The sequence below is a fragment of the Pseudarthrobacter siccitolerans genome (assembly GCF_001046895.1).
Taxonomy (GTDB): Bacteria; Actinomycetota; Actinomycetes; order Actinomycetales; family Micrococcaceae; genus Arthrobacter; species Arthrobacter siccitolerans.
Map to the genome: position 1 here is coordinate 1 of NZ_CAQI01000024.1, position 23,109 is coordinate 23,109.

Below are 23,109 nucleotides of genomic sequence, written 5' to 3' on the forward strand. Positions count from 1 at the left end.
AACATTAAGGTCGAGGCCCCAACCAGTCATGGTTGGGGCCTCCCACATTTAACCACCACAACCCGCCGGGACCCTCTTTCACTTAACGCGGCACATACCCGATCGCTCTCTCACTTAACGCCGGCTTTCCACGGTCCCTCTCTCACTTAACGCGGGGTCTTCCCGATCGCTCTCTCACCCGTCCACCAAATACGGCTCACCGGGCAGCATCCCGAACCAGCCGCCGTCGTCCTCCATCACACCCAAGAGCAGCTGGAACACCGCATCAAGTGAGAGAGCGACACCCCAAAAGCCGCATCAAGTGAGAGAGCGACACCCCAAGAGCGGCATCAACTGAGCGCGCGTCTGGGAGGAAGAGCTGCAAGGGGGGCGATCGTGCCTCCTTGGGAGGGGCTGCCGGGAGGTCCAGAGATGTCAGCCACCGCAGCCCAACCGGGCCGGAAATCCCCAAGAATCGGGTGATTAACCTCAAAAAGTCGCGGAAACACGCGGAATTTGCGGACCTGGACCGCCCAAGCTGGTAAGTTTTCGAACAGTGGCTTGTACGCATGCCGCGTGCAGGCTCCAGAATCATGACCGTCCAGGAGGACATAAATGGCTAAGAACCGTAGTGAACTTGTTGCAGAGGTAGCGGGCAAGGCCGGCACCAGCCAGGCAGCCGTCAACTCCGTCCTCGACGCACTGTTCGAGGTTTTCGAGACTTCTGTCGCCGCGGGCGAGAAGATCACCATCCCGGGCTGGCTCGCCGTTGAGCGCACCGACCGCGCAGCACGCACCGGCCGCAACCCCCAGACGGGCGAGACCATCCAGATCGCCGCCGGCCACAGCGTCAAGCTGACCGCCGGTTCCAAGCTGAAGGCTGCAGTCTCCAACAAGAAGTAAGCTTCTTCCTCCCGGCATCAAAACCCGGCTGGACAAGGGGCGGCAACCACGAGGTTGCCGCCCCTTTTGCTTTTAAGGCCGATTCGCGGCCCGGGCAGTGGTGACGGACAATGGATAGGTGCCTTCTGCCGCAAACCCCCAATCCACAACATCCCCGCCAGCTCCCGGCAAGGGAGCGCCGGGGCAGGGCAGCGGTGCCCTGGGCGTCGGCAAAGCGTGGCAGCTCGCGGGCCTGGGGGCGCTCCTCCTGGCCCTTGCGGCGGCTCTCCTTTTCTCCGGCGCGGCGGCCGCCCGTGAGGTCTCGGACCCCGGTGCCCTGGTGCGCTGGGGCCTGCCAGTCACTAAGGCCATCCACAACGTCTCGGTGGCCACAGTCATCGGCGGCCTCATCTTTGCTGTTGGCATCCTCCCCAGGAGCCTGGCCCGGCGCAACCGCAGCCAGGAGAGCGGCGCCGAGGACGCGGAACATCCGGCCTTCACGCGGGCCCTTGCCATCGCTGCTGCGGCAGGTGCGGTGTGGACATTGTCCGCCATCGCCGTCCTGGTGCTCACGTACGCTGACGTGGCGGGCCAGGCAGTTTCCGGTGACGCCCAGTTCACGCAGGCACTGGTCTACTTCATGACGGACATTGAGACGGGCCGGGCCTGGCTCGCCGTCACCATCATTGCCGCCGTAGTGACAACAGCACTGTTCGGCGCCAGGTCCCTGGGCGGCCTGGCACTCACCCTGATCCTGGCACTCATCGGCCTGGTGCCCACAGCCTTGATCGGACACTCCTCCAGCTCCTCGGACCACGAGGGTGCCATCAACTCCCTTGGCCTGCACCTGGTAGGCGTCAGCACCTGGGTGGGCGGCATCATCATGCTGGCACTCCTGTCCGGAATCCTTACCGGCTCCAAGGCGGGCGCTTCAACGGACACCACCGAAGCAACACTCCGCCGGTTCTCCTCACTGGCCGGGTTCGCCTTCGTGCTGGTCTTCGCCTCGGGCATCATCAACGCGAGCATCCGCATCACCAGCTGGGGCGACCTCCTTGGTTCCCCCTACGGCCAACTGATCCTGGCCAAGTCCGCCGCCACCCTGGTGCTTGGCGGGATCGGTTTCATGCACCGGCAGTGGGTCATCCCGCAGCTGGGTTCCAAGGGTTCCACCATGTCCTCCCGCCGGGTCCTGTGGCAGCTGGTCCTGGCCGAATTCCTTTTGATGGGCGCAACGTCCGGCATCGCCGTGGCACTGGGTCGTTCGGCACCGCCGCAGCCCACCACTTTTGCCCCCGACGCTTCACCGGCCTTCATCCTCAGCGGCTATGAGCTCCCTCCGGAACTGACCCCCGAACGCTGGCTGACGGAATGGCGGCTCGACTGGCTGTGGATCGCCGTGGCGCTGTTCGGACTGGTCTCTTACTTCCTCGGCGTCGCCAGAATCTACCGCCGCGGGGACAAATGGCAGTGGTTCAGGTCCGTGAACTGGGTGATCGGCCTGCTGGTGCTCACCTACATCACGTCCGGGCCGCCGTCGGTCTACGGCCGCGTCCTGTTCTCCGCGCACATGGTGGACCACATGGCGCTGACCATGGTGGCGCCAATCTTCCTGGTCCTTGGCGCGCCCGTGACCCTGGCACTAAGGGCACTGCCGCCGCGTGCAGACGGTTCACGCGGTCCGCGCGAGTGGCTTCTGGTGTTTGTGCACTCCAAGTTCTCCGAGGTAGTGACCCACCCTCTCTTCGCCGCCGCCAACTTTGCCGGCTCGATCGTGCTGTTCTACTACTCGGACCTGTTCGGGTTCGCCATGCGGGAGCACGTGGGGCACGAACTGATGATCCTGCACTTCCTGCTCACGGGATACATCTTCATCCTGAGCATGATCGGCACGGACCCGCTGCCGCGGCGTGCCCCGTACCCCATGCGGCTGCTGCTGCTCCTTGCCACCATGGGCTTCCATGCCTTCTTCGGCGTGGCCATCATGGGCGGGACCAACCTCCTGGCCGCCGACTACTTCGGCAACCTCGGCCGTGCCTGGGGCCAGTCCGCGCTGCTGGACCAGCAGACCGGCGGGGCCGTCGCCTGGGGCATCGGTGAGGTGCCGACACTCCTGGTGGCCATCGGCGTGGCCATCATGTGGTCGCGCTCGGACCAGCGGGAGACCAAACGCGTGGACCGGGCGGCGGACAGGAATAACGACGCCGATCTCACCGCTTACAACGATATGTTTGCCAAATTGGCCGAACGCGACGCCAGGCTGGCCGAACGAAACAAGCTGGAAGGACGCTGATGAGCGAAACCGTACGCACCCACCTCCGGGTCCGAGCCTCCGAACTGGTGGGCCGTAACTGGCTGAACACCGGCGGCAAATCGTTGGACCTCGAAGCCCTCCGCGGCAAGATCGTGTTGCTGGACTTCTGGACCTTCTGCTGCATCAACTGCCTGCATGTCCTGGACGAACTGCGGCCGCTCGAGGAACAGTATTCCGACGTCCTGGTCACCGTGGGCGTCCACTCGCCCAAGTTCGAACACGAGGCGGACCCGGTGGCGCTGGCCGCCGCCGTGGAGCGCTACGAGATCCACCACCCGGTCCTGGACGACCCGGAGCTCGAGACGTGGAAGGCCTACACCGCCCGCGCCTGGCCCACCCTGGTGGTCATCGATCCCGAGGGCTATATTGTGGCGCACCTGTCCGGCGAAGGCCACGCTGACGGGCTCGCGGTACTGATCCCCGAACTCATCGCGGAGCACGAGGCCAAGGGCACGCTGCACCGCGGTTCCGGCCCGTACGTGGCGCCCGAGCCCACCTCCGGCACCCTGCGCTTCCCCGGCAAGGCGCTGTTCCTCCCCGCCGGGCGCGGTTCAGTGTCAGAGGGAACGGACGACGCCGGCACGGCGGCGGGTGCCGCAGCCTCCGCCGGTGCCGCCCAAGGTTCCTGGCTGGTCACCGATACCGGGCACCACCGCCTGGTGGAACTGGGCACCGACTTCCAGACCGTCCTGCGCACTTACGGCTCCGGAGCCAAGGGCCACGTAGACGGTCCCGCCGCCGGTGCCGACGCCGCGGCCCGCTTCAACGAGCCGCAGGGCCTGGTCCTGCTGCCGGAAGACGTGGCAGCCAAGGCGGGCTACGACGTCGTGATTGCAGACTCGGTCAACCACCGCCTCCGTGGCCTTTCGCTCACGGACGGCAAGGCTTCCACGGTGGCCGGCAACGGCGTGCAGCGCCTGCTGGAAACCGGCCCGGCGCGGGTTGACGAGGACGCCGCCGGATTCACCGGCCGGCTGAGTGAACACCCGCTGGAGGTGTCCCTGAGCTCGCCCTGGGACCTCGTGTGGTCCAGGAAGCTCAACGCCGTGGTGATCGCCATGGCCGGCACGCACCAGATCTTCAGCTTTGATCCGCTGACCGGTGCGGTGTCCATCGCTGCTGGCAACGGCCTTGAGGGATTGCTGGACGGACCTGCCCACGAGGCCTGGTTCGCGCAGCCATCGGGCCTGGCGGAGGACGCGGATGGCAACGTCTGGGTGGCCGATTCCGAGACGTCGGCGCTGCGCAAGCTGGTGATTGACGACGACGGGGCCATCACGGTGGAGTCCGCCGTGGGCAAGGGCCTGTTCGACTTCGGCTTCCGGGACGGCCCCGCGGCCGAGGCCCGGCTCCAGCACCCCCTGGGCGTGACGGTTCTGCCTGATGGTTCCGTGGCAATCGCGGACACCTACAACGGTGCCGTCCGGCGCTACGACCCCTCCAACGGCACGGTCTCCACGCTGGCCCGCGGACTGCTCGAGCCCTCGGACGTGATTGTGGACCACACTCAATCTGCCGGTTCCGAACCGCTGCTGGTGGTGGTGGAAGCCAACCAGCACCAGCTGGTGTACGTGCCCATCCCCAAGGAAGCACAGCAGGTGGACGAGGGCGCGTCGCAGACCCACCGGCCCAAGAGCCCGGTTGCGCCCGGCCCGCTGGAGCTGACGGTCCGGTTCACCGCCCCCACCGGGCAGAAACTGGATGACCGCTGGGGCGATCCCACCCAGCTGAAGATTTCGTCCACGCCGCCCGAGCTGTTGGTGTCCGGCGGTGGAACCTCGGTGGGCCTCCTCCGGACCCTCGAGCTGTCCTCCGACGTACCCGAAGGGATCCTGCACATCACGGCCCGCGCCGCGGCATGTGACGGCCCGGAAACCGAGGACGGTGAGATCCCGGACCACGCGGCCTGCCACCTCTACCAGCAGGACTGGGGCATTCCGGTGCTGCTGCAGGCCGACGGCGACACGGAGCTGGTGCTGGACCTGCGCGGCATGGACTGACCGCCGTACTTGCCTCGAAAAGGCTGCCGCCCGTGACTGAAGCGTCATGGGCGGCAGCCTTTTGGCGTGGCTGCGGTCCCTGTGCCTTGGGTTGGCGGGGTTTGGCGCCGGCAAAAGCCGCAAAAGCCTGCCCTGCGTGACGGCATTGGCCAGCGCGGATGTCCACATAGCGCGGATTGCCGCTGCCCACCGCGGGCTGGTGCAGCCACCATGGCCCCATGGACGTCTCAAAAGCCTTAGAGCACTGTGGCGGGGCCGCGCGCCGGCCCGTACTCGCCCGGCTTGGTGTGGATGATGCAGCCCTTCGCCGGGCTGTCCGTGGCGGGCTTTTGCAGCCGGAGCGCGGACTCTATGCGCTTCCGACGGCGCCTCCGGAGCTGGTTGCAGTGCTGCGGAACCGGGAACTGCTGACGTGCTCCAGTGCTGCGCCACACTACAGCCTCTGGTGCTTGTCGTCTGCGGGGCCCCGCCATGTCTATCACCGGAGGGAAGAGGCTGTCAGGGGCGAGGCCGTCCACCACGCCGGACTGCTGCTTCCGCCTGGCACAATCCGTCCCGTTGCGGCCCTGGCCGATGTCCTCATTCACGCCCTGCGTTGCCTGCCATTCGCTGAGTCCTTGGTTATGGTTGAGTGCGCTGTGGGGAGAGGGGACATGACCGTTGAGTTCCTTCGCCAGCGGCTTCCGGGCCGGCGCAACGGCAAGGCGAGGGCTGTCCTGCAGTGGGTGGACCAGGGTGCGGACTCCCTCCTCGAAACGCTGGCGCGGACGTACTTCCGTCAGGCAGGGATCGCTGTTCAACCGCAGGCCTACCTGGAGCGGGTGGGGTACGTTGACCTGCTGCTGAATGGATGGCTGGTGGTTGAGCTGGATGGCAGGCACCACGCCGACTGGAACCAGGTCAAAAAGGACAACCGGCGGAACAACGAGTCCGTGCTGCAGGGATATACGGCCCTCCGGTACTACTACGCTGACGTGGTGCACAGGCCCGAAGCCATGGTCAGTGAAGTTTTAGCGGTGCTCGGGCGGCGGCGGTAGCTGGCTGCGTGTCACTGGGAGCACGGTTTTGAAGCCGCCCGCACCACGAACCCTCTGATTCCCGGGGCGGGGCTCCGGCAAGAGCCCTAAAAGAGTGCTCTGCGTGACGGTACTTGGCCTACAGACTAACCGCAAAAACCGGACCAGTGTGCTGTGTAAAGCCTAGAAGCTCAGGACCGGCGTGACCTTGATGGCGTCCCCGGAGACATCCAGCCGTGTGGTGAAACTGAAATCCACCTCTTCGTCCAGCGGGTACCAGGCGCCGGTGAACAGGTTCTGCTGGAGGGCCTCCACCTTGGCCTTGCCGTCCAGCGGTGCCACCACCCAGCGGCCGTCGAACGGTTCGATGGAGACGTTGGGGTACTCCGTCACGGACCACTTGATGGTGCCGTCCTGGACCCGGTTGTTGCTGGCGTAGTAGAAGGGGCAGTCCGGCTGGAGCTTCTGCTCCTTGACCGCCTGGGAAGCGCAGCCGTCCAGGAACTCCTTGACCTTCGCGGCCACGTCCTTCTTGAGGTTGTCCGTAGCCTGGGTCAGCAGGTTGAGCGGGGCCACCGGGACGTCCCGGGCAGTGACAGTGGCGCGGGTGGCAGGAGCCGAGAAGTACTGACCGTTGACGCTGGCTTCGTACTCGCCAGGATAGAAGACCGCGAAGGAGTTCCGGCCGTTGGGCATGTTGACGTCCACGCCATTGACAGTTGCTTCAGGGGAATTGACCACTGAGACGTCAACAGTAGGCAGCCGGGACGGGACAAACGCCCACGTGTTGAAGAAGATCCACTCGGTTCCGGTCTTCTGCAGCTGGAATTCGGTGCGGAGGCGGCTGCCGTCGATGGTGTACTCCATGGGCACCATCACCTGGCCGCCCGGGCGTTCCTCGGCCTCGCCGATGTTGACGTTGGCCAGCCGGGACGCGGCGGTCTGCAGCGCCGTACCGTCCAGCATGGCAGCATTGCTTGGCGGCACCGTGGCCCGCAGGAGCCCCAGCGCCTTACCCCCGTCGCCGCTCTGCAGCGCGTCCAGATACTCACGCACCGGCTGCTGCGGACTGGCCACCGTATTGTTCACCACGTTCACCGCAACGACGGCAGCGGCCACGGCAAGCATGAGGCCCAGCAGCCATCCGGCCGCGATCCTCACCAACGCTTGACTCATCTGCACTGTCAATACGTTACCTGCCACGCGGCCGACGGCGGCAGTTGAGTCGGCTGCGGGCGGTCCCTGTCAGCGGCGGCGGCGCCGGGACGACGTGCCGAAAACACCCCGCAGCAGCTCGCGACCCAGCTGCGTTCCGATGGACCTGGCCATGCTCTTCAGCCCGCCGCCGAGTGCTCCGCCAAGAACACCGCCGAGGTCGCCCATCATCCCGTCCCCCTGCTGCGCAGGCTCCTGCTGTGCCGACGGCTGCCGGGACGAGCGCGGCCGGGATGCCTGCGGTGCCTCATCCGCGGGGCGGGGCGCACTGGTCCTGGTGCTGGGCCTGCCAAGGATCTCCTCTTCAATGCGCCGTGCCTCCGCGTCAATGTCCACATTGCCGCCAGTGCCGGCCCTCTGAACACCAGAGCCAGTACCAGCGCCGGGAACAGGCGGCTGGCCGGAAGCAGCGGGGCCGGTGGGGGCAGCAGCCTTCCCGGTGAGCTTCTCATAGGCAGAGGGGTTGTCCACCGCCGTCCCGTACTTGCCCAGCAGGGCGGACCCGGCCACAGTGCTGCGGACCAGGTCCTCGGCACTGGGCCCCATCAGGGATTCGGGGGCCCGCAACCTGGTGAGGGCCACGGGGGTGGGAGCGCCCTTCTCATTCATAACGGTGATGACGGCTTCACCAATCCCGGCAGAGGTAAGCGTCTCTTCCAGGTCGTAGTCACTGACCGGGAAGGTGGAAACCGTCGCCTTGAGTGCTTTAGCGTCCTCCGGGGTGAAGGCGCGCAGGGCGTGCTGCACCCGGTTGGCCAGCTGGCCCAGCACATCCGCCGGCACGTCCTTGGGGGTCTGGGTGACAAAGAAGATCCCCACGCCCTTGGACCGGATCAGCCGCACAGTGGTGGTGATGGCCTCGAGGAAGGCCTTGGACGCGCCGTTGAACAGGAGGTGGGCTTCGTCGAGGAAGAACACCAGTTTGGGTTTATCGAGGTCGCCGGCCTCGGGCAGGTCCTCAAAGAGGTCGGCGAGCAGCCACATCAGGAACGTGGAGAACAGCATGGGTTTGGTCTGCAAGGCGGGCAGTTCCAGGCACGTCACCACGCCGCGGCCGTCCGGGGCGGTGCGCAGCAGCTCGGCGGTATCAAACTCCGGTTCGCCAAAGAACTTCTCCAGCCCCTGTGCCTCAAGGTTCACCAGTTCGCGAAGGATCACCCCCGCGGTGGCCTTGGACAGGCCGCCCAGTTCTTCGAGCTGGTCCTTGCCCTCGTCCGACGTCAGGAACTGGATGACGGCCCGGAGGTCCTTCAGGTCGATCAGTTCCAGGCCGTTTTTGTCCGCGAAGTAGAAGACCAGCTGCAGGCTTGATTCCTGGGTGTCGTTCAGCTCCATGATGCGCGAGAGCAGGATGGGCCCGAAGGAGGACACTGTTGCCCGGACCGGGACGCCGTTGCCCTCCCCGCCCAGGGCCAGGAATTCCACCGGGTAGGTCCTGCCCTGCCACGCCTGCCCGATGCCTTCGGTGCGGGCCTTGAGCTTTTCGCTGCCGACGGCGGCCGTTGCCAGCCCGGACAGGTCACCCTTGATGTCCGCGAGGAAGACGGGAACACCGGCCGCGGACAGCTGTTCCGCCATCATGTGCAAGGTGACCGTCTTGCCGGTGCCGGTTGCGCCGGCTACCAGGCCATGCCGGTTCATCATGGCCAGCGGCAGGCGGACCTGTGCCTCCTTGTGGAGTTCGCCGTCCACGATGGCGGCGCCCAGTTCGATGGCCGCCCCTTCCAGCGTGTACCCCTTCTGGATGGTGGCAAGCTTCTCTGCTGTGGTTTTGTTGGCCATGCGGTTAGCTTAGCCCCGGCCCTCCGCGTGCGGGCGGGACACACTCACTTCTGCGTGTGCCTGGAAAGTTCCTTGGTGAAGGCCAGCAACTCCAGTGTCTCCGGGTCGGCGTCGACATCAAATTGAGGCTCGTAACCGGTGGTGAGGTACAGGCGCCTGGCTTCGGGCTGGCGCGGACCGGTGGTCAGGTACAGCCGGCTGTACCCGCGGCGCACTGCAAGGGCTTCCAGCTCGGCCAGCACCAGCCGGGCCAGGCCGCGGCGCCGGTGGGCGGAGTGGGTCCAGATCCGTTTCAGCTCAGCCGTGGCGGCATCGTACCGGCGGAAGGCACCGCCGGCGATGGATTCGCCGTTCTCCTGGATCACCAGCAGCGCCCCGCCTGGCCCCGCGAACTCTTCAGCGGGATATCGGTTGAGCTCTTCTGCTGCACCCTCCCGGCCGAACAGGTCGCCGTAGCGCGTGTCGTATTCGATAGCGAGTTCGTCCAGCAGCGGCCGGACCCGGGGATCGTGCATGGGCAGGTTCAGGACCGCTAGGGCGGCGGGATCGAGCGGCCTCGGCACGCTGCGGGGCGGCCGGGCCACAGGATCAAGAGGCTGGGGCCTGAGGTCAGGTTCTGCAATCACGGTTCAATTCTTTCCGACGGCGGCTGGTTCAGTGGACAGTGCGGTGGAGGATTCCGTGGTGCCGGATGGGGCCGCGACGCTCCGGGCAACGGCGAGGACACTGCGGGCGAGTGCATCATTCTCGCGGAACGGCGCGGCGTTGGTGCCGGGACGGGCGAAGGCGCCTGCGCCCCAGCCGGAGGTGCCGGGCCCGACGCCGAACAGCCCGGGCTGCGGCACCCCGTCGGCGTTCACGAGCTGGTGCCCGGACGAGATCAGGAGTTTGCCGGTGGAGTGGATCCCGTCCGCGGTCAGCAGCTGCTGCTCGGCGCCGAGGCCCGTTTTATGCAGGGACTCCAGCAGCGGGTTAACTGACTGCGCCACCGTGGGTGGAGGCAGCCGGGCTTCGATCAACGCCTTCGCCGCCACGGAGGTTCCCGACGGCGCCGAGTTGGCGTGGAACAGGCCCGTGGACTCATCCGCAGTCACCTCGAGGTCCGGGCCGAGGAAGTGCAGCAGCCCGGCCCGGTGCAGCGCCAGCATCTGGCGCAGGCGGTGGGGCGGCGGCCCGGAGTCCACAAAGCTGAAGAACCCGTGCCACCAGCCGTGGACCGCCTGCTGCGACCTGGCATTGAGGCGCTCCGGCGGGACCACGCGGCCCACTTCCATGTAGACGTGGAGCAGGGCCAGGAAGAGGGCCAGCGTCTCGGGGTGGTCGGGGCTGTCCCGAAGGGCAAGATCGTGCTCGATGTACCCCGCCACCGTATCCTGCACCTCCTGGTGACCGGCAAAGCGGCGGCCGGCTAATGGACGGTCAAGCCGCTCCAGGTCAAGGTGAAGGGCAGCGTCCGGAACGGCAGCGGCCACGAGTTCTTCCCGCGCGGGGCTGTACCAGTCGAGCTCCGCGTACCGGGCGGCGAACTCGTCCCAGCCCATGGTTGCCCGTCCGGGGCTGCCGGTCAGCAGCTCGCGGTAGTAGCCGTATCCGGCCTCCTTGGCGATCAGCGGCCACAGGTCCCGGCGGAAATCCAGTTCCCCGTGCCGTGCCAGCAGCGCCTCGACGGCGGCTGCGGTGAAGAACCGCAGCGGCCCCGGCGCCTCGCCCCGCAGCGTCGCCGAAATCTTCGAGTGGTACGGCACGCCCCGGCGCGACCCGGCCCACAACTTCGGTTCCCTGCCCGACGGAAGGTAGCGAAGCCCGGCGTCGGACGTTTCAACGAAGCGCCCGCCGCGTCCCTCCATCAGGAGGACCAGGAGGTCAACGAAGGCCAGGCCCATGCCGGCAACAATGACGTCCTGGCCCGGAGCGATGGGGGAGTAGTCGACGTCGGTGGTGTAGCTGGGTGCCGCGTGGTACCCGCCGTGGCGCGCGGCGAAGCCGGCCCACGCGGCAGAGGCGGCGTCCGGACGGGAGTCAGTGTGCCCCAGGGCAGTGACCACGACGTCGGCCCGCAGGGCGCGGCCGTTGGCCAGTTCCACGAGGTAGCCGGCAGGGCCCCCGGCGGGACCGGCCGGAGAAGCGTCTTTGACGGCGGGCCGCACAGCCACGGCGGTGGTCCGGTGGACTGTGACATCGCGTCCCAGTGACCGGGCCGCGCGCCGGAAGAACCACTCCAGGTACTGGCTCTGCAGTTGGCGGGTGGGAAAGGTGGCGCCGGTGAGTGAACGGAGCTGTTCGCGCAGGTTGCGCGGGAAGTCAGGAACGTCCGTGATGGACCCGTCCGCCACGCCTGCCGCCCATTCGGCCAGGTTCGGTCCCTGGCTGGCCGGGCCCTCGCAGGCCACGGAGTCGTCGGTGAACATGGTGATGTCCGCCGCCATGGAGTTGAGCAGGAGGCCGGGGTTCTGGTCGTAGCGCCAGATGCGGCCCGAGCCGGGAACGTGCGGTTCGACGACGTGGATTTCCAGCGGCCCGTTGAAGAGCCCGGGACGGTTGGCGGCGAGCCGCTCCAGCACTCCGGCCGTGCGGGGTCCGCCGCCGACGAAGACGACGGCAGGGATGTTCGCTGGCATGGGTGCTCCTGGTAGCGGCGGTAGGGGGCGGCTTGGAGTGCCCATGCTAGGCAGCGGTTCCGACGGCGGTCGAGCGGCTGGTCACGCCCGTTAACTCCGGGTCACATCCCGTCAACAGACGCAAAAATCCGACTCATGACGCTGTGCGAACCCGGGTGAAGTTATGCAACCTGCCGCCTTGCTGCCCCATTCAGGCCGGTCCTAGATTTGCAGCCAGCAACCGGGTCAAACAGTCCCGGCCCAACCAGAGAAACGAGGTGGCGCATGAGTTCAGCAGCAACTACCGCGGCGCAGTCAACAACGCCAGCACAGTCGGCAGCAGGCGCGGCACCGGACGTCGACGCTGGCGGGCACGTGACTGAAGGCAGCGTTACTTCAGGGACCGTAACCAGTGAAGCCGCCACCAAGGCCGGCGGGGTCCCGCCGGGAGGCGGAAGCGCCCGGCTGGCCACCGATTACTCCGAATACCGGGTGGTGGCCGCAAAGCATCCGTGGCGCTGGGTGGGCACGACATTTGTGGCCCTCGGCGTCCTCGCTGTCGCTTGGTCCCTTGCCACCAACCCCCGCTGGGAATGGGGTGTGGTGGCCCAGTGGTTCACCGCCCAGTCCGTCATCGCCGGGTTGCTGGAGACCCTGAAGCTGACCGCGATCTCAGGGATCCTCGGCTTCGTGCTGGGGTTCATCCTGGCCCTGATGCGGCTCTCCGCGTCGCCGCTGCTGGTCTCGGTGTCCTGGACGTTCTCCTGGATCTTTAGGTCCACCCCGCTGCTGGTCCAGATGCTGCTCTGGTACAACCTGGGCTACCTGTACGAAAAGATCTCCCTGGGCATCCCGTTCACGGACGTGCGGTTCTTCGAGGTCCAGACCACCACACTGATCAGCCAGTTTGCGGCCGCAGTACTGGGCCTCACCCTGAACCAGGCAGCCTACTCCGCAGAGATCATCCGCGGCGGCATCCTCTCGGTGGACCAGGGCCAGCTTGAAGCGGCGGCCGCCCTGGGTATCCCGGCCTGGCGCAGGTCCACGCGGATCGTCCTGCCACAGGCCATGCGGGCCATCCTGCCCACCGCGTTCAACGAGATCATCGGCCTCGTGAAGGGCACCTCAATCGTCTACGTCCTGGCCTACTCCGAGCTGTTCTACACCGTGCAGGTCATCTACAACCGCACCCAGCAGGTCCTCCCGCTGCTGCTCGTGGCCACCCTCTGGTACGTGGTGATCACGTCAGTGCTCAGCGTCTTCCAGTACTACATCGAACGGCACTACTCCAAGGGCGCGGTGCGGAACCTGCCGCTGACGCCCTTGCAGAAGGCCCGCAAATTCTTCGCCACCCACGCCGTGGCCAACAACGCAAGGAACGCCCGATGAGCACCGCAACGCCAACTGCTGAAGCCCCGGCAACCCCTGCCGCCACCCGCGGCCTGGTGGAAATCACCAAGGTCCACAAATCCTTCGGTGCCACCGAGGTCCTCAAGGGCGTCAGCCTCACCGTAGAGCCGGGCGGCGTGGCGGTCATCGTGGGCCCCTCGGGCTCCGGCAAGTCCACCCTGCTGCGCACCATCAACCACCTGGAAAAGGTGGACGGCGGCCACATCGCCATCGACGGCAAGCTGGTGGGCTACGAGGTCCGGGGCCAGAAGCTGCACGAGCTGCGGGAGAAGGAGATCCTTCGGCAGCGCACCGACATCGGGATGGTGTTCCAGAATTTCAACCTGTTCCCGCACCTGACCGCGCTGGAAAACGTGGCCGAGGCACCCGTCGTCGTACAGGGCCGTTCCAAGGACGAGGCCCGGCGCCGCGGCCTGGAACTCCTGGACCGGGTGGGCCTCAAGGACCGGGCGGGGGCGTACCCGCGCCAGCTTTCCGGCGGCCAGCAGCAGCGTGTGGCCATCGCGCGGGCACTTGCACTGGACCCCAAAATCCTGCTGTTCGACGAGCCCACCTCCGCCCTTGACCCGGAACTGGTCAACGAAGTACTGGACGTCATCCGCGAACTCGCAAAATCCGGCACCACCCTGATCATCGTCACGCACGAGATGGGCTTCGCCCGCGACGTGGCGGACACCGTGGTGTTTATGGACCAGGGGCAGATCGTGGAACAGGCCGCGCCCGAGCAGATTTTCACCAACCCGCAGGAACCGCGCACCCGGAGCTTCTTCTCCAAAGTGCTCGAGCCGGCCTTCAACATCTAAAGGATTCCTCCCATGGCATTTCCCACCGGCCCTTCCCGCCGCCCCCGCCGCACGCGCCCACTGGCGGCGCTGCCCGCCGTCGTCCTGCTGGCCGCAGCCGGCCTGTCCGCCTGCGCTGATCCCGGCGCAACAGCGGCCGGCACCTCCACCGGAGGAGCACAGACGACGGCGGCACGCAACGGCGTCGTGTACAACACTTCCCCGGACCAGCAGCGCCTCCGCGCGGAGAAGGACGCGGCGCTCGCCGCCAAGGTTCCGGAACTGATCGGCAAGGACGGGAAGCTGACCATTGCCACCACGGCGGGTTCCATCCCGCTGTCCTTCCACGCCACTGATGACAAGACGCCGATCGGCTCCGAGCTGGACATCGCGCAGCTGGTGGCGGACAAGCTGGGCCTGGAGCTGGACGTCCAGGTGACATCCTGGGAGAACTGGCCGCTGAAGACCCAGTCGGGCGACTTCGAGGCGGTGTTCTCCAACGTGGGCGTGAACAAGGACCGGGTGAAGCTGTTCGACTTCGCCAGCTACCGGGCGGCGTTTATGGGCTTTGAGGCCAAGAAGTCGGCCAGCTACGACATCAAGGGCGCCGATGACATCTCCGGGCTGAAGGTGTCTGTGGGGTCGGGGACCAACCAGGAAAAGATCCTGCTGGCCTGGAACAAGGAGCTGGAAAGCAAGGGCAAGGCGCCGGCCACCCTGCAGTACTACTCCTCCGACGCCGACACCATCCTGGCGCTGTCCTCCGGCCGCACCGACCTGAACATCGCGCCCTACCCGTCCACTGTGTACCGGGAAAACACCCGTGACGACCTGAAAGTGGTGGGCAAGGTCAACGCGGGCTGGCCGTCCGAAACCCTGGTGGCCGCCACCACCCTGCGCGGCAACGGCTTTGCACCGGTCATCACCGAAGCCCTCAACTCCGCGATCGACGACGGGTCCTACGCCAAGGTGCTGGAGCGCTGGGGCCTGTCCGAGGAGGCGCTGCCGGAGTCCAAGACCATCACCGAGGAAAGCTTCGCGGCGGCCCAGGCCACGGCCAGTGCCGTTCCGTCCGGAAAGGCATCATGAACGCACTGCATACTGAAACCGCCCTCGAATCCTTCGACGCCGACTGGCAGGAATGGCATTCTGCCCACGAACGCCAGCGCGGCCACCCGCACGGCTTCCTGGCGGTGACCCACCTGCACTGGCTGGGCAGCGAAGCCGCCCGGCTGGAAGGTGTCCCCGGCACCTGGAGTGTGGAGGCCGACGTCGTCCGCGTTGTCCTGGAAGCGGGCGAGAGCCTGCAGCGGGACGGCAAGGAGCTGCACACTGCTGCCGGGGCAGCGCTCGACTTTGGCCCCATCGAGGAGCGCGGCGGGATCGACCTGGCCTCCGGCGATACGGTCATCGAAGTGGCCAAGCGCGGCGGCGAGTACATTGTGCGGCCGCGGAACCCGGAGCACGGGCTGCTGCGGGAGTACCAAGGCACGCCGGCCTACTCGCCGGATGCTGCCTACGCTGTCCGAGGAACCTATGTGCCGTTCGACGCGCCGCGCTCCACCACGGTGGGTGCCGCCGTCGAAGGCATCCAGCACGTCTACGAGGCGCCGGGTGAAATCCGCTTCAAGCTGGCCGGCCAGGACCTGGCGCTGACCGCGTTCAATGGCTACGCGCCCGGTTCGCTGTCAGTGCTTTTCACGGACCAGACGTCCGGCAAAACCACCTATGCGGCCAACCGTTCATTGTCCGTGGTGCCTGCCGCGGACGGGTCCGTGGTGCTCGACTTCAACCGGGCCGTCAACCTGCCCTGCGCCTACACGGACCTTGCCACGTGCCCGCTGCCGCCGGCGGAAAACCGGCTGCCGGTGGCCATCGAAGCCGGCGAAAAGATTCCCTACGAACGTCAGGACCAGCAGTGAGCGCCTCTTCAATCAAGCCGGGGTTTCTTGCCATCGAACTCGACGGCGCCGGGTGGGATGGCGGGGACTTCGCGAGCCTGAGCGAAGCCGTCCTTGCAGCTGAATCGGCTGGGTTCCATGCAGCCACCTTCACCGATGCACCTGTTCCCGGCGGCACCAGTGCCCTGCAGCGGGCGGCCTTCGCCGGACCGGTGACGCGCAGTATCGCCCTGGTCCCGGAAGTGGACACCATTTACACCGAGCCGTTCCACGTCTCCACCCAGCTCGCAAGCCTCGACTACGTCTCCGGCGGCCGCGCCGGGTGGATCGCCACCGCAGCGGAGTCCCCCGAGGCTGCCGCCGCCGTCGGACGCTCTTCGGTGACTGGCGCCGGCTTGGCGCAGGAAGCAGCCGCGTCCGTTGAGGTGTCCCGCCGGCTGTGGGATTCCTGGGAGGACGACGCCGTGATCCGCGATGTCGCCACGGGCCGGTATATCGACGTGGACAAGCTGCATTACGTTGACTTTGAAACTCCGGCTGACTTCGCCGGGCCGGCCTACTCGGTCAAGGGCCCGTCCATCATCCCGCGGCCCCTGCAGGGACAGCTGCCGGTGCTTGCCGCTGCGTCGCTGGTGGGCCCGGGGCAGATTCCGGCAGGCGCCGTTGACGCCGTACTCGTCAGCGCGCCGACGCCTGAACTGCTCGCCGCCGAGGTGCGCGATGTCCGGGAACGGCTGGGTGCGTCGGTTGCCGTTGTGGCCGAGCTCGACGTCGTCCTGGACTCCCGCGGGCAGGCTGCGGCCGAGCGTTCGACCGCGTTCGATGGCGGCTTTGACGGCGGCCGCGCCAGGTATGCCGGCAGCGCCGCAGGCCTCGCGGACCTCCTTGAGGAGCTGCTGAAGGAGGCCGACGGCGTCCGCCTCCATCCGGCGTCGCTCGCTCTGGAGCTGGACGAACTTTCCCGGCTGGTCCTGCCGGAGCTCCGGCGGCGGGGCGCGCTCCGGCCGCCGGTGCAGGACGGCACTCTCCGCGATGTGCTGGGCCTTGCACCTCCGGCCAGCCGCTACGCATCCGCTGTCGCTGGCGGCGAAAATAGGGGGAAACCATGACACAGCACAACCGTGCTAAATCCGAGGTCTTTACGCCGTCGGGCAAGATCCAGTTCGGCATCTTTTTCCAGGGCGTGAACTCCGGAACCATCTGGAAGGCCGCCGAATCCGGCTCGCAGACTGACTTCGAGTCATTCCGCCGCATCGCCCAGACCGCCGAGCGCGGGCTGTTCGCCGCCTTTTTCCTGGGCGAGGGGCTCCGGCTGCGCGAACACCTGGGCCGCCCGCATGCACTGGACGTGGTGGGCAGGCCGGACGCGCAGACGATGCTGGCCGCCCTCGCGTCGGTGACGAAAAACATCGGGCTGGTGGCAACGCAGAACACCACGTACAACGATCCCGCGGACCTGGCGCACCGGCTCGCGTCCCTTGACCTGATCTCCGGCGGCCGCGCGGCGTGGAACATCGTGACCACGGACAACGCCTGGACCGGGGCAAACTTCCGGCGCGGGGGATACCTGGACCACGCGGACCGCTACAAGCACGCCGAGGCGTTTGTGGAAACGGCCAAGCGGATCTGGGATTCCGGGGAAACACCGGAGGGACCGGCACGCCGGGTGCTCCACGAGGGGCAGCACTACACGGTGGACGTGACGCCGCGGCTGCCGCGCAGTGCGCAGTACCGCCCGGTGTTGTTCCAGGCCGGCGACTCCCCGGCGGGCCGCAACTTTGCCGCCCGCCAGGCGGATGTCATCTTCTCTGCCCATCCGAAGTTCGACGACGCTGTGGAGTTCCGCAAGGACCTCGTGGAGCGTTCGCTGGCTGCGGGGCGCGGCGCCAACGCCGTGCAGATCATGCCGGCCAGCGAGTTCATCCTCGCTCCGACCGCTGAGGAGGCTTTGGCGAAGAAGGAGTGGGTGCGGAGCCTGCAGATCGGGCCGCAGCAGGCCGTGGCGTATCTGGAGCAGTTCTGGGGCCGGGAGCTGTCCGAATACGATCCGGACGGGCCGCTGCCGGAGATCGATCCGGTGGTGGAGGAGACCTCCGAGACGCGCGGCAGCGGGTTCCACGGCGCGAAGGCCCGTCAACTGGCGGACCAGTGGCGGGCCGAGGCCAAGGACAAGGGCCTTTCCATCCGCCAGTTCGTCACGTCGCGGACGGCCCGGATTGATTCGACTTTCACTGGGTCGTACACCGGGGTGGCGGACCAGCTGGCCGAGTATGCGCGCGAGGGGGCGGTGGACGGTTTCAACATTTCGCCGTGGCTGATTCCGACCGGCCTGGACGACATCGTGAACCACCTGGTGCCGGAACTGCAGGAACGCGGGGTCTACCCGACGGAGTACGCGGGCAGCACTCTCCGCGGGAATCTGGGGCTGGAAACGCCGGCACGTTCTGCCAATGAAGCTGCGGCGGTCCGGGCGTCATGAGCGCGGACCGGCTTGGCGGGTGGCTGGGGCGCTGGCTGTTCACCCTGCGCCGCCACGTTTGGAAGTCCGACGCCGGCACTGCGGTGGGTGCCGCCGTCGAACCTTCTCTTGGGGCTGTCAGGCTGCAGCTGACGGTGGGGGAGCACTGGCTGTAAGTCTGGGCTTAGCTGCTGGACGCGTCAAGCGGCATGAGCGGAGTGACGGAGAATGGGACCACCAAGAGCGGTTCTACTGCCTCCACAAACTCCTTCACGTGGTCTTCCTCGTTGTGGGCTTCGAGGTCCCCATTACTGGCCCAGCCTTCAAAAAGGACGAAGGTGCCTGGTTGTTGTCCGTCGGAGAAGACTGTGTATTCCAGGCACCCTGGGTCCTGCCGGCTTAGCATCTGCAGGGAGTGCAGGGCCGCCGCCGGATGTGTCTTGCTAGTACGGGAACTGCCACATGTACCGGCGTCCTTCCAGCGAGTATCCCCGCACCGCCTCATAATGGGCGGCTAGGCGGAACGCGATGGTGTAGAAAACCAGGGGCGCGACGAAGGCCCGCAATTCCTGGGCAATGCCGGGAAGCTCGAGCTCCCTGCTGTCCACCCGGAAGGTTTCGCCGCTGTACTCCTCAAGGAACCGGTCGGCGCGTTCAGCCATGGGGCGGGTTTCGTCTTCGGTCAGGTAGATGATGCTTTTGGTGTCCTTGTCGAACACTTCGAACGGGCCCTGGAAAAACTCGTTCGCATTAATGGTTGCGGCATGCATCCACTGCATCTCCTGGAGGAAACAACTGGTGAACGTGCTGCCCATGCCCTGCAGCGATCCCGAAGCGATGAGGTACGTCATGGGTACGTCCTTCATGTTCCCGGCGATCTTGGCGGCGTAGGGCTCGAATCCGCGAACGGCGGTTTCGGCGGCGGCGGGCAATGCCGCCAGGGCTGAAAGCTCTGCGGACACGTCTTGGCCTTCACGTTCCAGTATCGCCAGCGCGAACAGTTGCAGAAGGACCTGGTTGCCGTCCCCGGTTTTGGCGATGAAGGCCCTGGTGACCGCCCGTGCAAGGGTTCCTTCAGGGTTGAGTGTCACTGCCACGACGGCTGCCCCCCGCTCCTGTGCCCAGGAGGCTGCCCTTGCCGTTTCTGGGGTCATGCCTGCGGCCGAAAGGGAGATCACGAGAGCGCCGGGCCCCACTCCTGGCGAGGCCCGGTAGTAGAACTCGTCCGAGTTAACGGAGGCCACTGGTGTTGTTGCCCGCCGCTCGAGGAAGTAGTGCGCGGCGTGCAAGCCGGAGAGGGAGCCTCCGGCACCCACGAGATAAACCCTGTTGAGTTCCGGCAGGCCCGAGACGTACGACCTGATGTCGGGCCAAAGGGTGAGGGCGTGCTCCTGGGAGCCGCGGATGCCGCCTGGGATTTCTTTCACAGGTTGTGTTCCGATGAAGGTGCCGTCGGTCATTGTTGTTCCTCTGCTGTCGGGCGTCCGCCCGGTTGGGTGCGGCCGGCTGGTGTCCGGCCGTGGTGGGTCAGGTGTTACTTGGCGGCGGTGGGGGCCGGTGTTGCGGTTTGCTCGGCTTTGGGCAGGTACTGCTCGGGCATCGGGGAGCCCGGGAACCACTTCTGGTACAGGGTCTTCCAGGTGCCGTCTTCCATGGCCTCGGCCAGTGCCTTGTTCAGGGCTTCTTTGAGGGCGGTCTTGTCCTTGGCGATAGCGAATCCTGCGGGTGCGTCGAAGGAGGGGATGTCGGCGACGCTGACCAGGCCGTGCTGCTCGGTGTAGTCCTGGGCGGTCTCGTAATCGAGGAAGTGGGCGTCGGCTGAGCCGTTGTTGACCGCTGCGATGGCGGAGTTGTTGTCCGGGAACCTGACCAGGCTGGCGGTGGGGAAGTTCTTGACTGCGTAGGCTTCCTGCAGGGTTCCCTGGACGACGCCGAGGCGCTTTCCGTTCAGGCCGTCCACGCCCTTGATGCCGGAATTCTTGGTGGTCAGGACGGTGAGGTAGCCGGCGAGGTAGCCGTTGGAGAAGTCCACGGTTTCCTTGCGCTTGTCCGTGATACCGATCGCGGCGACACCGACGTCGAACTGTCCGTTGGCCACGGCGGGCAGGATTGCGGAGAAGTCCTGGCCGGTGAAGACCACGTTGTCTACCCCTGCCCGCTTGGCGACGTCTTTGAAGAGCTCAACATCAAAACCGGTGTAGTTGCCTTGTGCATCCGCGAAGGCATAAGGCTTGAGGTCACCGACGCTGGCAACGCGGACGGTGCCCGGCTGGATCAACGCGTACGGATTATCAGCGGAGGGCGCTGTTGAGGGGCTGCCGCCACAGGCAGTTGCAAGGCTGGCAAGCACGGCAGCTGCGGCCATCACCAGGCCGAGGCGGAACTTTTTGGAACGAGTGCGCATGGGTTTTCCGATCTCCGGGAAAGGGGCTGTCACACAGTTGAACTCGAAGATTGAGTACCGATCAAATGTGAGAGCGTTTTCAGATATCGCCAACCTACATTCTGAAATTCTCGCTCGTCAAGAGGTGGCAAGGAACGTCCCAATTTAGTGGGCAGATGGTGAGATTTACACGGAATCGTGATCATCGCGCATCGAGAACGAGCGAATCCTCAAAAAGTTGAGACTGGACTTTCTGCGAACGCTCTCATAGTCTGAGGCGAGATTACTGGGGAGGAATGATGGTTTCGATCCTGACAGCGAGGGATAACGTCGTTGACTGCTACTTGGATGAGGGGCAGGTGTTTGCAGGCGGCAACGCACTGAATGTGGCGGTACACGCACGGCGCGCGGGAGCGCGGACAGCCTATGCCGGCACGGTCGGGACAGATCCGGCGGGAGCTTTTATCCAAAGTTCCCTGGCCCGGGAGGGGGTGTCCACGGACTTTCTCCAGGTCCGTCCCGGCAGCACCGCCTATTGCGTGATTGAAAGGAACGACGGCGACCGGGTGTTCCGCGAAGTGGGGCTCGGAGTCTCCCAGGCCGCATACGACGGCGGGTTCCTCTCGCCGTCGTCCGGCTTTGACGCTGTCCACCTCAGCGTCTCCAGCCTCCTTGAGGATTTGGCACTGGAACTCGCATCTCTTTCCCGCCTGTCCTTTGACTTTTCCACCAACAGGGACGCTGCCCTGCTGACCGCTGTGGCGCCGCACTGTTATCTGGCGTCCTTCTCGGGAGGAGACCTGGCCAGGCCTGAGGCTCTCGATCTTGCGAGGCAGGCCACTGCCCTCGGCGCCACCTGGGCCCTGGTAACGCGGGGTGCAGAGGGCGCGGTCCTTGCGGGCCGGGAACACACCTGCGAGGTCCCGGCGGCAAACACCACTCTGGTGGACACCCTGGGGGCCGGCGATACGTTTATCGCGACGGTTTTGACCGGGCTCCTCAAAGCCGCAAATCCACACGAGGCCTTAGCCAGGGCATCGGAAGCTTCCGCCCGCACCTGCAGCAGGCTCGGAGCCTTCGGCGAGGGAGAATCGCTTACCGCCGTACCCCTGCCCGCAGGGTAGGGGGAGCAGGCTTTTGGAGGGACGCCGACAATAGTGAAGGTAAGCTACTGACCCGCAGGCTTTCGGCTGCGCATGCCGCCCCCAAGACCCTTTCGACGACGGAAAGACCCCCATGGCGCCACCTCCCAGGATCACCATCACCCAGGTTGCAGCTGAAGCAGGTGTCAGCACGGCTACGGCCGGGAGGGCCCTTGGCGGTTACGGATACGCGAGCGATGAGGTGGCAGCGCGGGTTCAGGCCGCAGCCCGGAAACTGGGCTACAAACCCAACATGCTCGCCCGCAGCCTCGTCACCGGCCGCAGCCAGACCATCGGGGTAGTCGCCGCCGACATCGACAACGCCTTTTACGCCCGCGTCCTGCGCGGGATCGGCGACGTGGCCCGATCGCGTGGATTCGGCGTCATCCTCACCAACAGCGATGAGAACCTCGACCGCGAAAAGGAAGCCGTTCAACTGCTCCTTGAAAAACGCGTTGACGGGCTCATCATCACCCCCTGCGACGTCCATGGGTCCGAGCATCTGCGCAATCTCATCGCCGGCGGATGCCCCGCAGTCCAGATAGACCGGGCAGCCTACGACCTGGCAGCAGACTCCGTGACAGTAGACAACCGCGGCGCAGCCCGCGAAGCAGTGGCCCACCTGCTCACTGCGGGCCACAAGCGGGTGGGAATCATCGCTGAGCTGGAGCAAATCGACAGCGGCAGCCTTGCGGACTTCGTAGCCCAAGCGGCCGTATCGCCCCTAACTGCGGAAACGCTCTATCCAAGCTGGCAACGCCTGCTCGGATATCTTGACGCCCACCGGGACGCCGGCGTCCCCGTGCAGACTCAACTGATTCGCCGCGCCGGAGCCTACTCCTCCGCAGCAGCCCGTCACGAAGCCGTTGACCTCCTTGAATCCGGAGCAAGGCCTACAGCTGTCTTCGCGGCCGATGGAACCATGTCCCAGGGGCTGATGCAGGCCATTGCCGACCTCAAAATCAGTGTTCCGGGCCAGCTGTCGGTGGTCTGCTTCGATGACCTCGACTGGATGACTTTCATGCAACCGGCAATAACGTCGGTGCACCAGCCGGTCCACCGGATCGGCTCCATGGCAGCGGAGCTCCTGCTGTCCAGGATCGCCGGCGAGACATCAATGCCCAAGCACAATGTCCTGGAAGCACGGCTCAACATCCGGGACTCAGTGGGCCCGCCCCCGCATTAGGGAGTGCAGTACCCGGGCTTAAGCCGCAACGGGGAGTGGTGAAAGCCTTCACCACTCCCCGC

The 23,109-nt window shown here is 66.2% G+C and carries 21 protein-coding genes; 13 read left to right on the forward strand and 8 right to left on the reverse strand.

Annotated elements, in window-relative coordinates; all coding sequences use genetic code 11:
• The first annotated feature begins 594 nt into the window (after positions 1-594).
• From ARTSIC4J27_RS00075 to ARTSIC4J27_RS00085, 3 genes are all read left to right on the forward strand, one after another.
• On the forward strand, positions 595-882 hold the full coding sequence (locus ARTSIC4J27_RS00075; RefSeq protein WP_009358243.1) for an HU family DNA-binding protein: 288 nt from the start codon (positions 595-597) through the stop codon (positions 880-882).
• 118 nt (positions 883-1,000) lie between these two features.
• Positions 1,001-3,154 carry a cytochrome c oxidase assembly protein gene (locus ARTSIC4J27_RS00080; protein ID WP_050053176.1) on the forward strand — a complete coding sequence of 718 codons (2,154 nt, stop codon included), beginning with the start codon at positions 1,001-1,003 and terminating at the stop codon, positions 3,152-3,154.
• Positions 3,154-5,175, forward strand: a complete 2,022-nt coding sequence (locus tag ARTSIC4J27_RS00085; RefSeq protein WP_050053177.1) for an NHL domain-containing thioredoxin family protein — start codon at positions 3,154-3,156, stop codon at positions 5,173-5,175. Before ARTSIC4J27_RS00080 ends, ARTSIC4J27_RS00085 begins: the two co-directional genes overlap by 1 nt.
• A 236-nt stretch (positions 5,176-5,411) precedes the next feature.
• Here the strand turns inward: ARTSIC4J27_RS00085 and ARTSIC4J27_RS23065 are convergent, their stop codons facing one another.
• Positions 5,412-5,762, reverse strand: a complete 351-nt coding sequence (locus ARTSIC4J27_RS23065; RefSeq protein ID WP_235436462.1) for a hypothetical protein — start codon at positions 5,760-5,762, stop codon at positions 5,412-5,414.
• A gap of 66 nt (positions 5,763-5,828) precedes the next feature.
• Here ARTSIC4J27_RS23065 and ARTSIC4J27_RS23070 point away from each other — a divergent pair, with 66 nt between their 5' ends.
• Positions 5,829-6,212, forward strand: a complete 384-nt coding sequence (locus ARTSIC4J27_RS23070; protein WP_235436464.1) for an endonuclease domain-containing protein — start codon at positions 5,829-5,831, stop codon at positions 6,210-6,212.
• Between the two features lie 162 nt (positions 6,213-6,374).
• On the opposite strand, the gene ARTSIC4J27_RS00095 is transcribed toward ARTSIC4J27_RS23070, so the two are convergent.
• The 4 genes from ARTSIC4J27_RS00095 to ARTSIC4J27_RS00110 all read right to left on the reverse strand — a co-directional run bounded on the left by ARTSIC4J27_RS00095 (position 6,375) and on the right by ARTSIC4J27_RS00110 (position 11,806).
• Positions 6,375-7,367 (reverse strand): hypothetical protein, encoded by a 993-nt coding sequence (locus ARTSIC4J27_RS00095; protein WP_200900721.1) that lies wholly within the window; start codon positions 7,365-7,367, stop codon positions 6,375-6,377.
• A gap of 69 nt (positions 7,368-7,436) precedes the next feature.
• Positions 7,437-9,188: a helicase HerA-like domain-containing protein gene (locus ARTSIC4J27_RS00100; protein WP_050053180.1), complete on the reverse strand. Its 1,752-nt coding sequence runs from the start codon at positions 9,186-9,188 to the stop codon at positions 7,437-7,439.
• A 44-nt stretch (positions 9,189-9,232) separates the two neighbouring features.
• Positions 9,233-9,703, reverse strand: a complete 471-nt coding sequence (locus ARTSIC4J27_RS00105) for a GNAT family N-acetyltransferase (RefSeq protein ID WP_083435225.1) — start codon at positions 9,701-9,703, stop codon at positions 9,233-9,235.
• A 114-nt stretch (positions 9,704-9,817) separates the two neighbouring features.
• Positions 9,818-11,806 carry an FAD/NAD(P)-binding protein gene (locus ARTSIC4J27_RS00110; RefSeq protein ID WP_050053181.1) on the reverse strand — a complete coding sequence of 663 codons (1,989 nt, stop codon included), beginning with the start codon at positions 11,804-11,806 and terminating at the stop codon, positions 9,818-9,820.
• Between the two features lie 264 nt (positions 11,807-12,070).
• On the opposite strand from ARTSIC4J27_RS00110, the gene ARTSIC4J27_RS00115 reads away from it, so the two are divergent.
• The 7 genes from ARTSIC4J27_RS00115 to ARTSIC4J27_RS22650 are packed head-to-tail and all read left to right on the forward strand — an operon-like array spanning position 12,071 to position 18,512.
• The gene (locus tag ARTSIC4J27_RS00115) at positions 12,071-13,174 is read left to right on the forward strand and encodes an amino acid ABC transporter permease (protein ID WP_200900722.1); all 1,104 of its coding nucleotides are present in this window, start codon (positions 12,071-12,073) and stop codon (positions 13,172-13,174) included.
• Positions 13,171-13,998, forward strand: a complete 828-nt coding sequence (locus ARTSIC4J27_RS00120) for an amino acid ABC transporter ATP-binding protein (RefSeq protein WP_050053182.1) — start codon at positions 13,171-13,173, stop codon at positions 13,996-13,998. Before ARTSIC4J27_RS00115 ends, ARTSIC4J27_RS00120 begins: the two co-directional genes overlap by 4 nt.
• Positions 13,999-14,010: 12 nt before the next feature.
• Positions 14,011-15,066 carry a transporter substrate-binding domain-containing protein gene (locus tag ARTSIC4J27_RS00125; protein ID WP_050053183.1) on the forward strand — a complete coding sequence of 352 codons (1,056 nt, stop codon included), beginning with the start codon at positions 14,011-14,013 and terminating at the stop codon, positions 15,064-15,066.
• Entirely contained in the window at positions 15,063-15,899 is an 837-nt protein-coding gene (locus ARTSIC4J27_RS00130; RefSeq protein WP_050053184.1) for a DUF1684 domain-containing protein, read from the forward strand. Before ARTSIC4J27_RS00125 ends, ARTSIC4J27_RS00130 begins: the two co-directional genes overlap by 4 nt.
• The gene (locus ARTSIC4J27_RS00135) at positions 15,896-16,987 is read left to right on the forward strand and encodes an LLM class flavin-dependent oxidoreductase (protein WP_050053185.1); all 1,092 of its coding nucleotides are present in this window, start codon (positions 15,896-15,898) and stop codon (positions 16,985-16,987) included. The genes ARTSIC4J27_RS00130 and ARTSIC4J27_RS00135 overlap by 4 nt, the downstream gene beginning before the upstream one ends.
• Positions 16,984-18,357, forward strand: coding sequence for an NtaA/DmoA family FMN-dependent monooxygenase (locus tag ARTSIC4J27_RS00140; RefSeq protein WP_050053186.1), 1,374 nt, complete (start codon positions 16,984-16,986; stop codon positions 18,355-18,357). Before ARTSIC4J27_RS00135 ends, ARTSIC4J27_RS00140 begins: the two co-directional genes overlap by 4 nt.
• Positions 18,354-18,512: a hypothetical protein gene (locus ARTSIC4J27_RS22650; protein WP_161799502.1), complete on the forward strand. Its 159-nt coding sequence runs from the start codon at positions 18,354-18,356 to the stop codon at positions 18,510-18,512. Before ARTSIC4J27_RS00140 ends, ARTSIC4J27_RS22650 begins: the two co-directional genes overlap by 4 nt.
• 8 nt (positions 18,513-18,520) lie before the next feature.
• Here ARTSIC4J27_RS22650 and ARTSIC4J27_RS00145 read toward each other — a convergent pair whose 3' ends face one another.
• From ARTSIC4J27_RS00145 to ARTSIC4J27_RS00155, 3 genes are all read right to left on the reverse strand, one after another.
• Positions 18,521-18,841, reverse strand: a complete 321-nt coding sequence (locus ARTSIC4J27_RS00145) for a putative quinol monooxygenase (protein ID WP_083435218.1) — start codon at positions 18,839-18,841, stop codon at positions 18,521-18,523.
• Entirely contained in the window at positions 18,780-19,796 is a 1,017-nt protein-coding gene (locus ARTSIC4J27_RS00150; RefSeq protein ID WP_050053188.1) for an SIS domain-containing protein, read from the reverse strand. Before ARTSIC4J27_RS00150 ends, ARTSIC4J27_RS00145 begins: the two co-directional genes overlap by 62 nt.
• Before the next feature lie 74 nt (positions 19,797-19,870).
• Positions 19,871-20,740 carry an ABC transporter substrate-binding protein gene (locus tag ARTSIC4J27_RS00155; protein ID WP_050053189.1) on the reverse strand — a complete coding sequence of 290 codons (870 nt, stop codon included), beginning with the start codon at positions 20,738-20,740 and terminating at the stop codon, positions 19,871-19,873.
• 278 nt (positions 20,741-21,018) lie between these two features.
• Here ARTSIC4J27_RS00155 and ARTSIC4J27_RS00160 point away from each other — a divergent pair, with 278 nt between their 5' ends.
• Positions 21,019-21,843 (forward strand): PfkB family carbohydrate kinase, encoded by an 825-nt coding sequence (locus ARTSIC4J27_RS00160; protein WP_050053190.1) that lies wholly within the window; start codon positions 21,019-21,021, stop codon positions 21,841-21,843.
• A 112-nt stretch (positions 21,844-21,955) separates the two neighbouring features.
• Positions 21,956-23,047 (forward strand): LacI family DNA-binding transcriptional regulator, encoded by a 1,092-nt coding sequence (locus ARTSIC4J27_RS00165; RefSeq protein WP_050053191.1) that lies wholly within the window; start codon positions 21,956-21,958, stop codon positions 23,045-23,047.
• Positions 23,048-23,109: the final 62 nt, after the last annotated feature.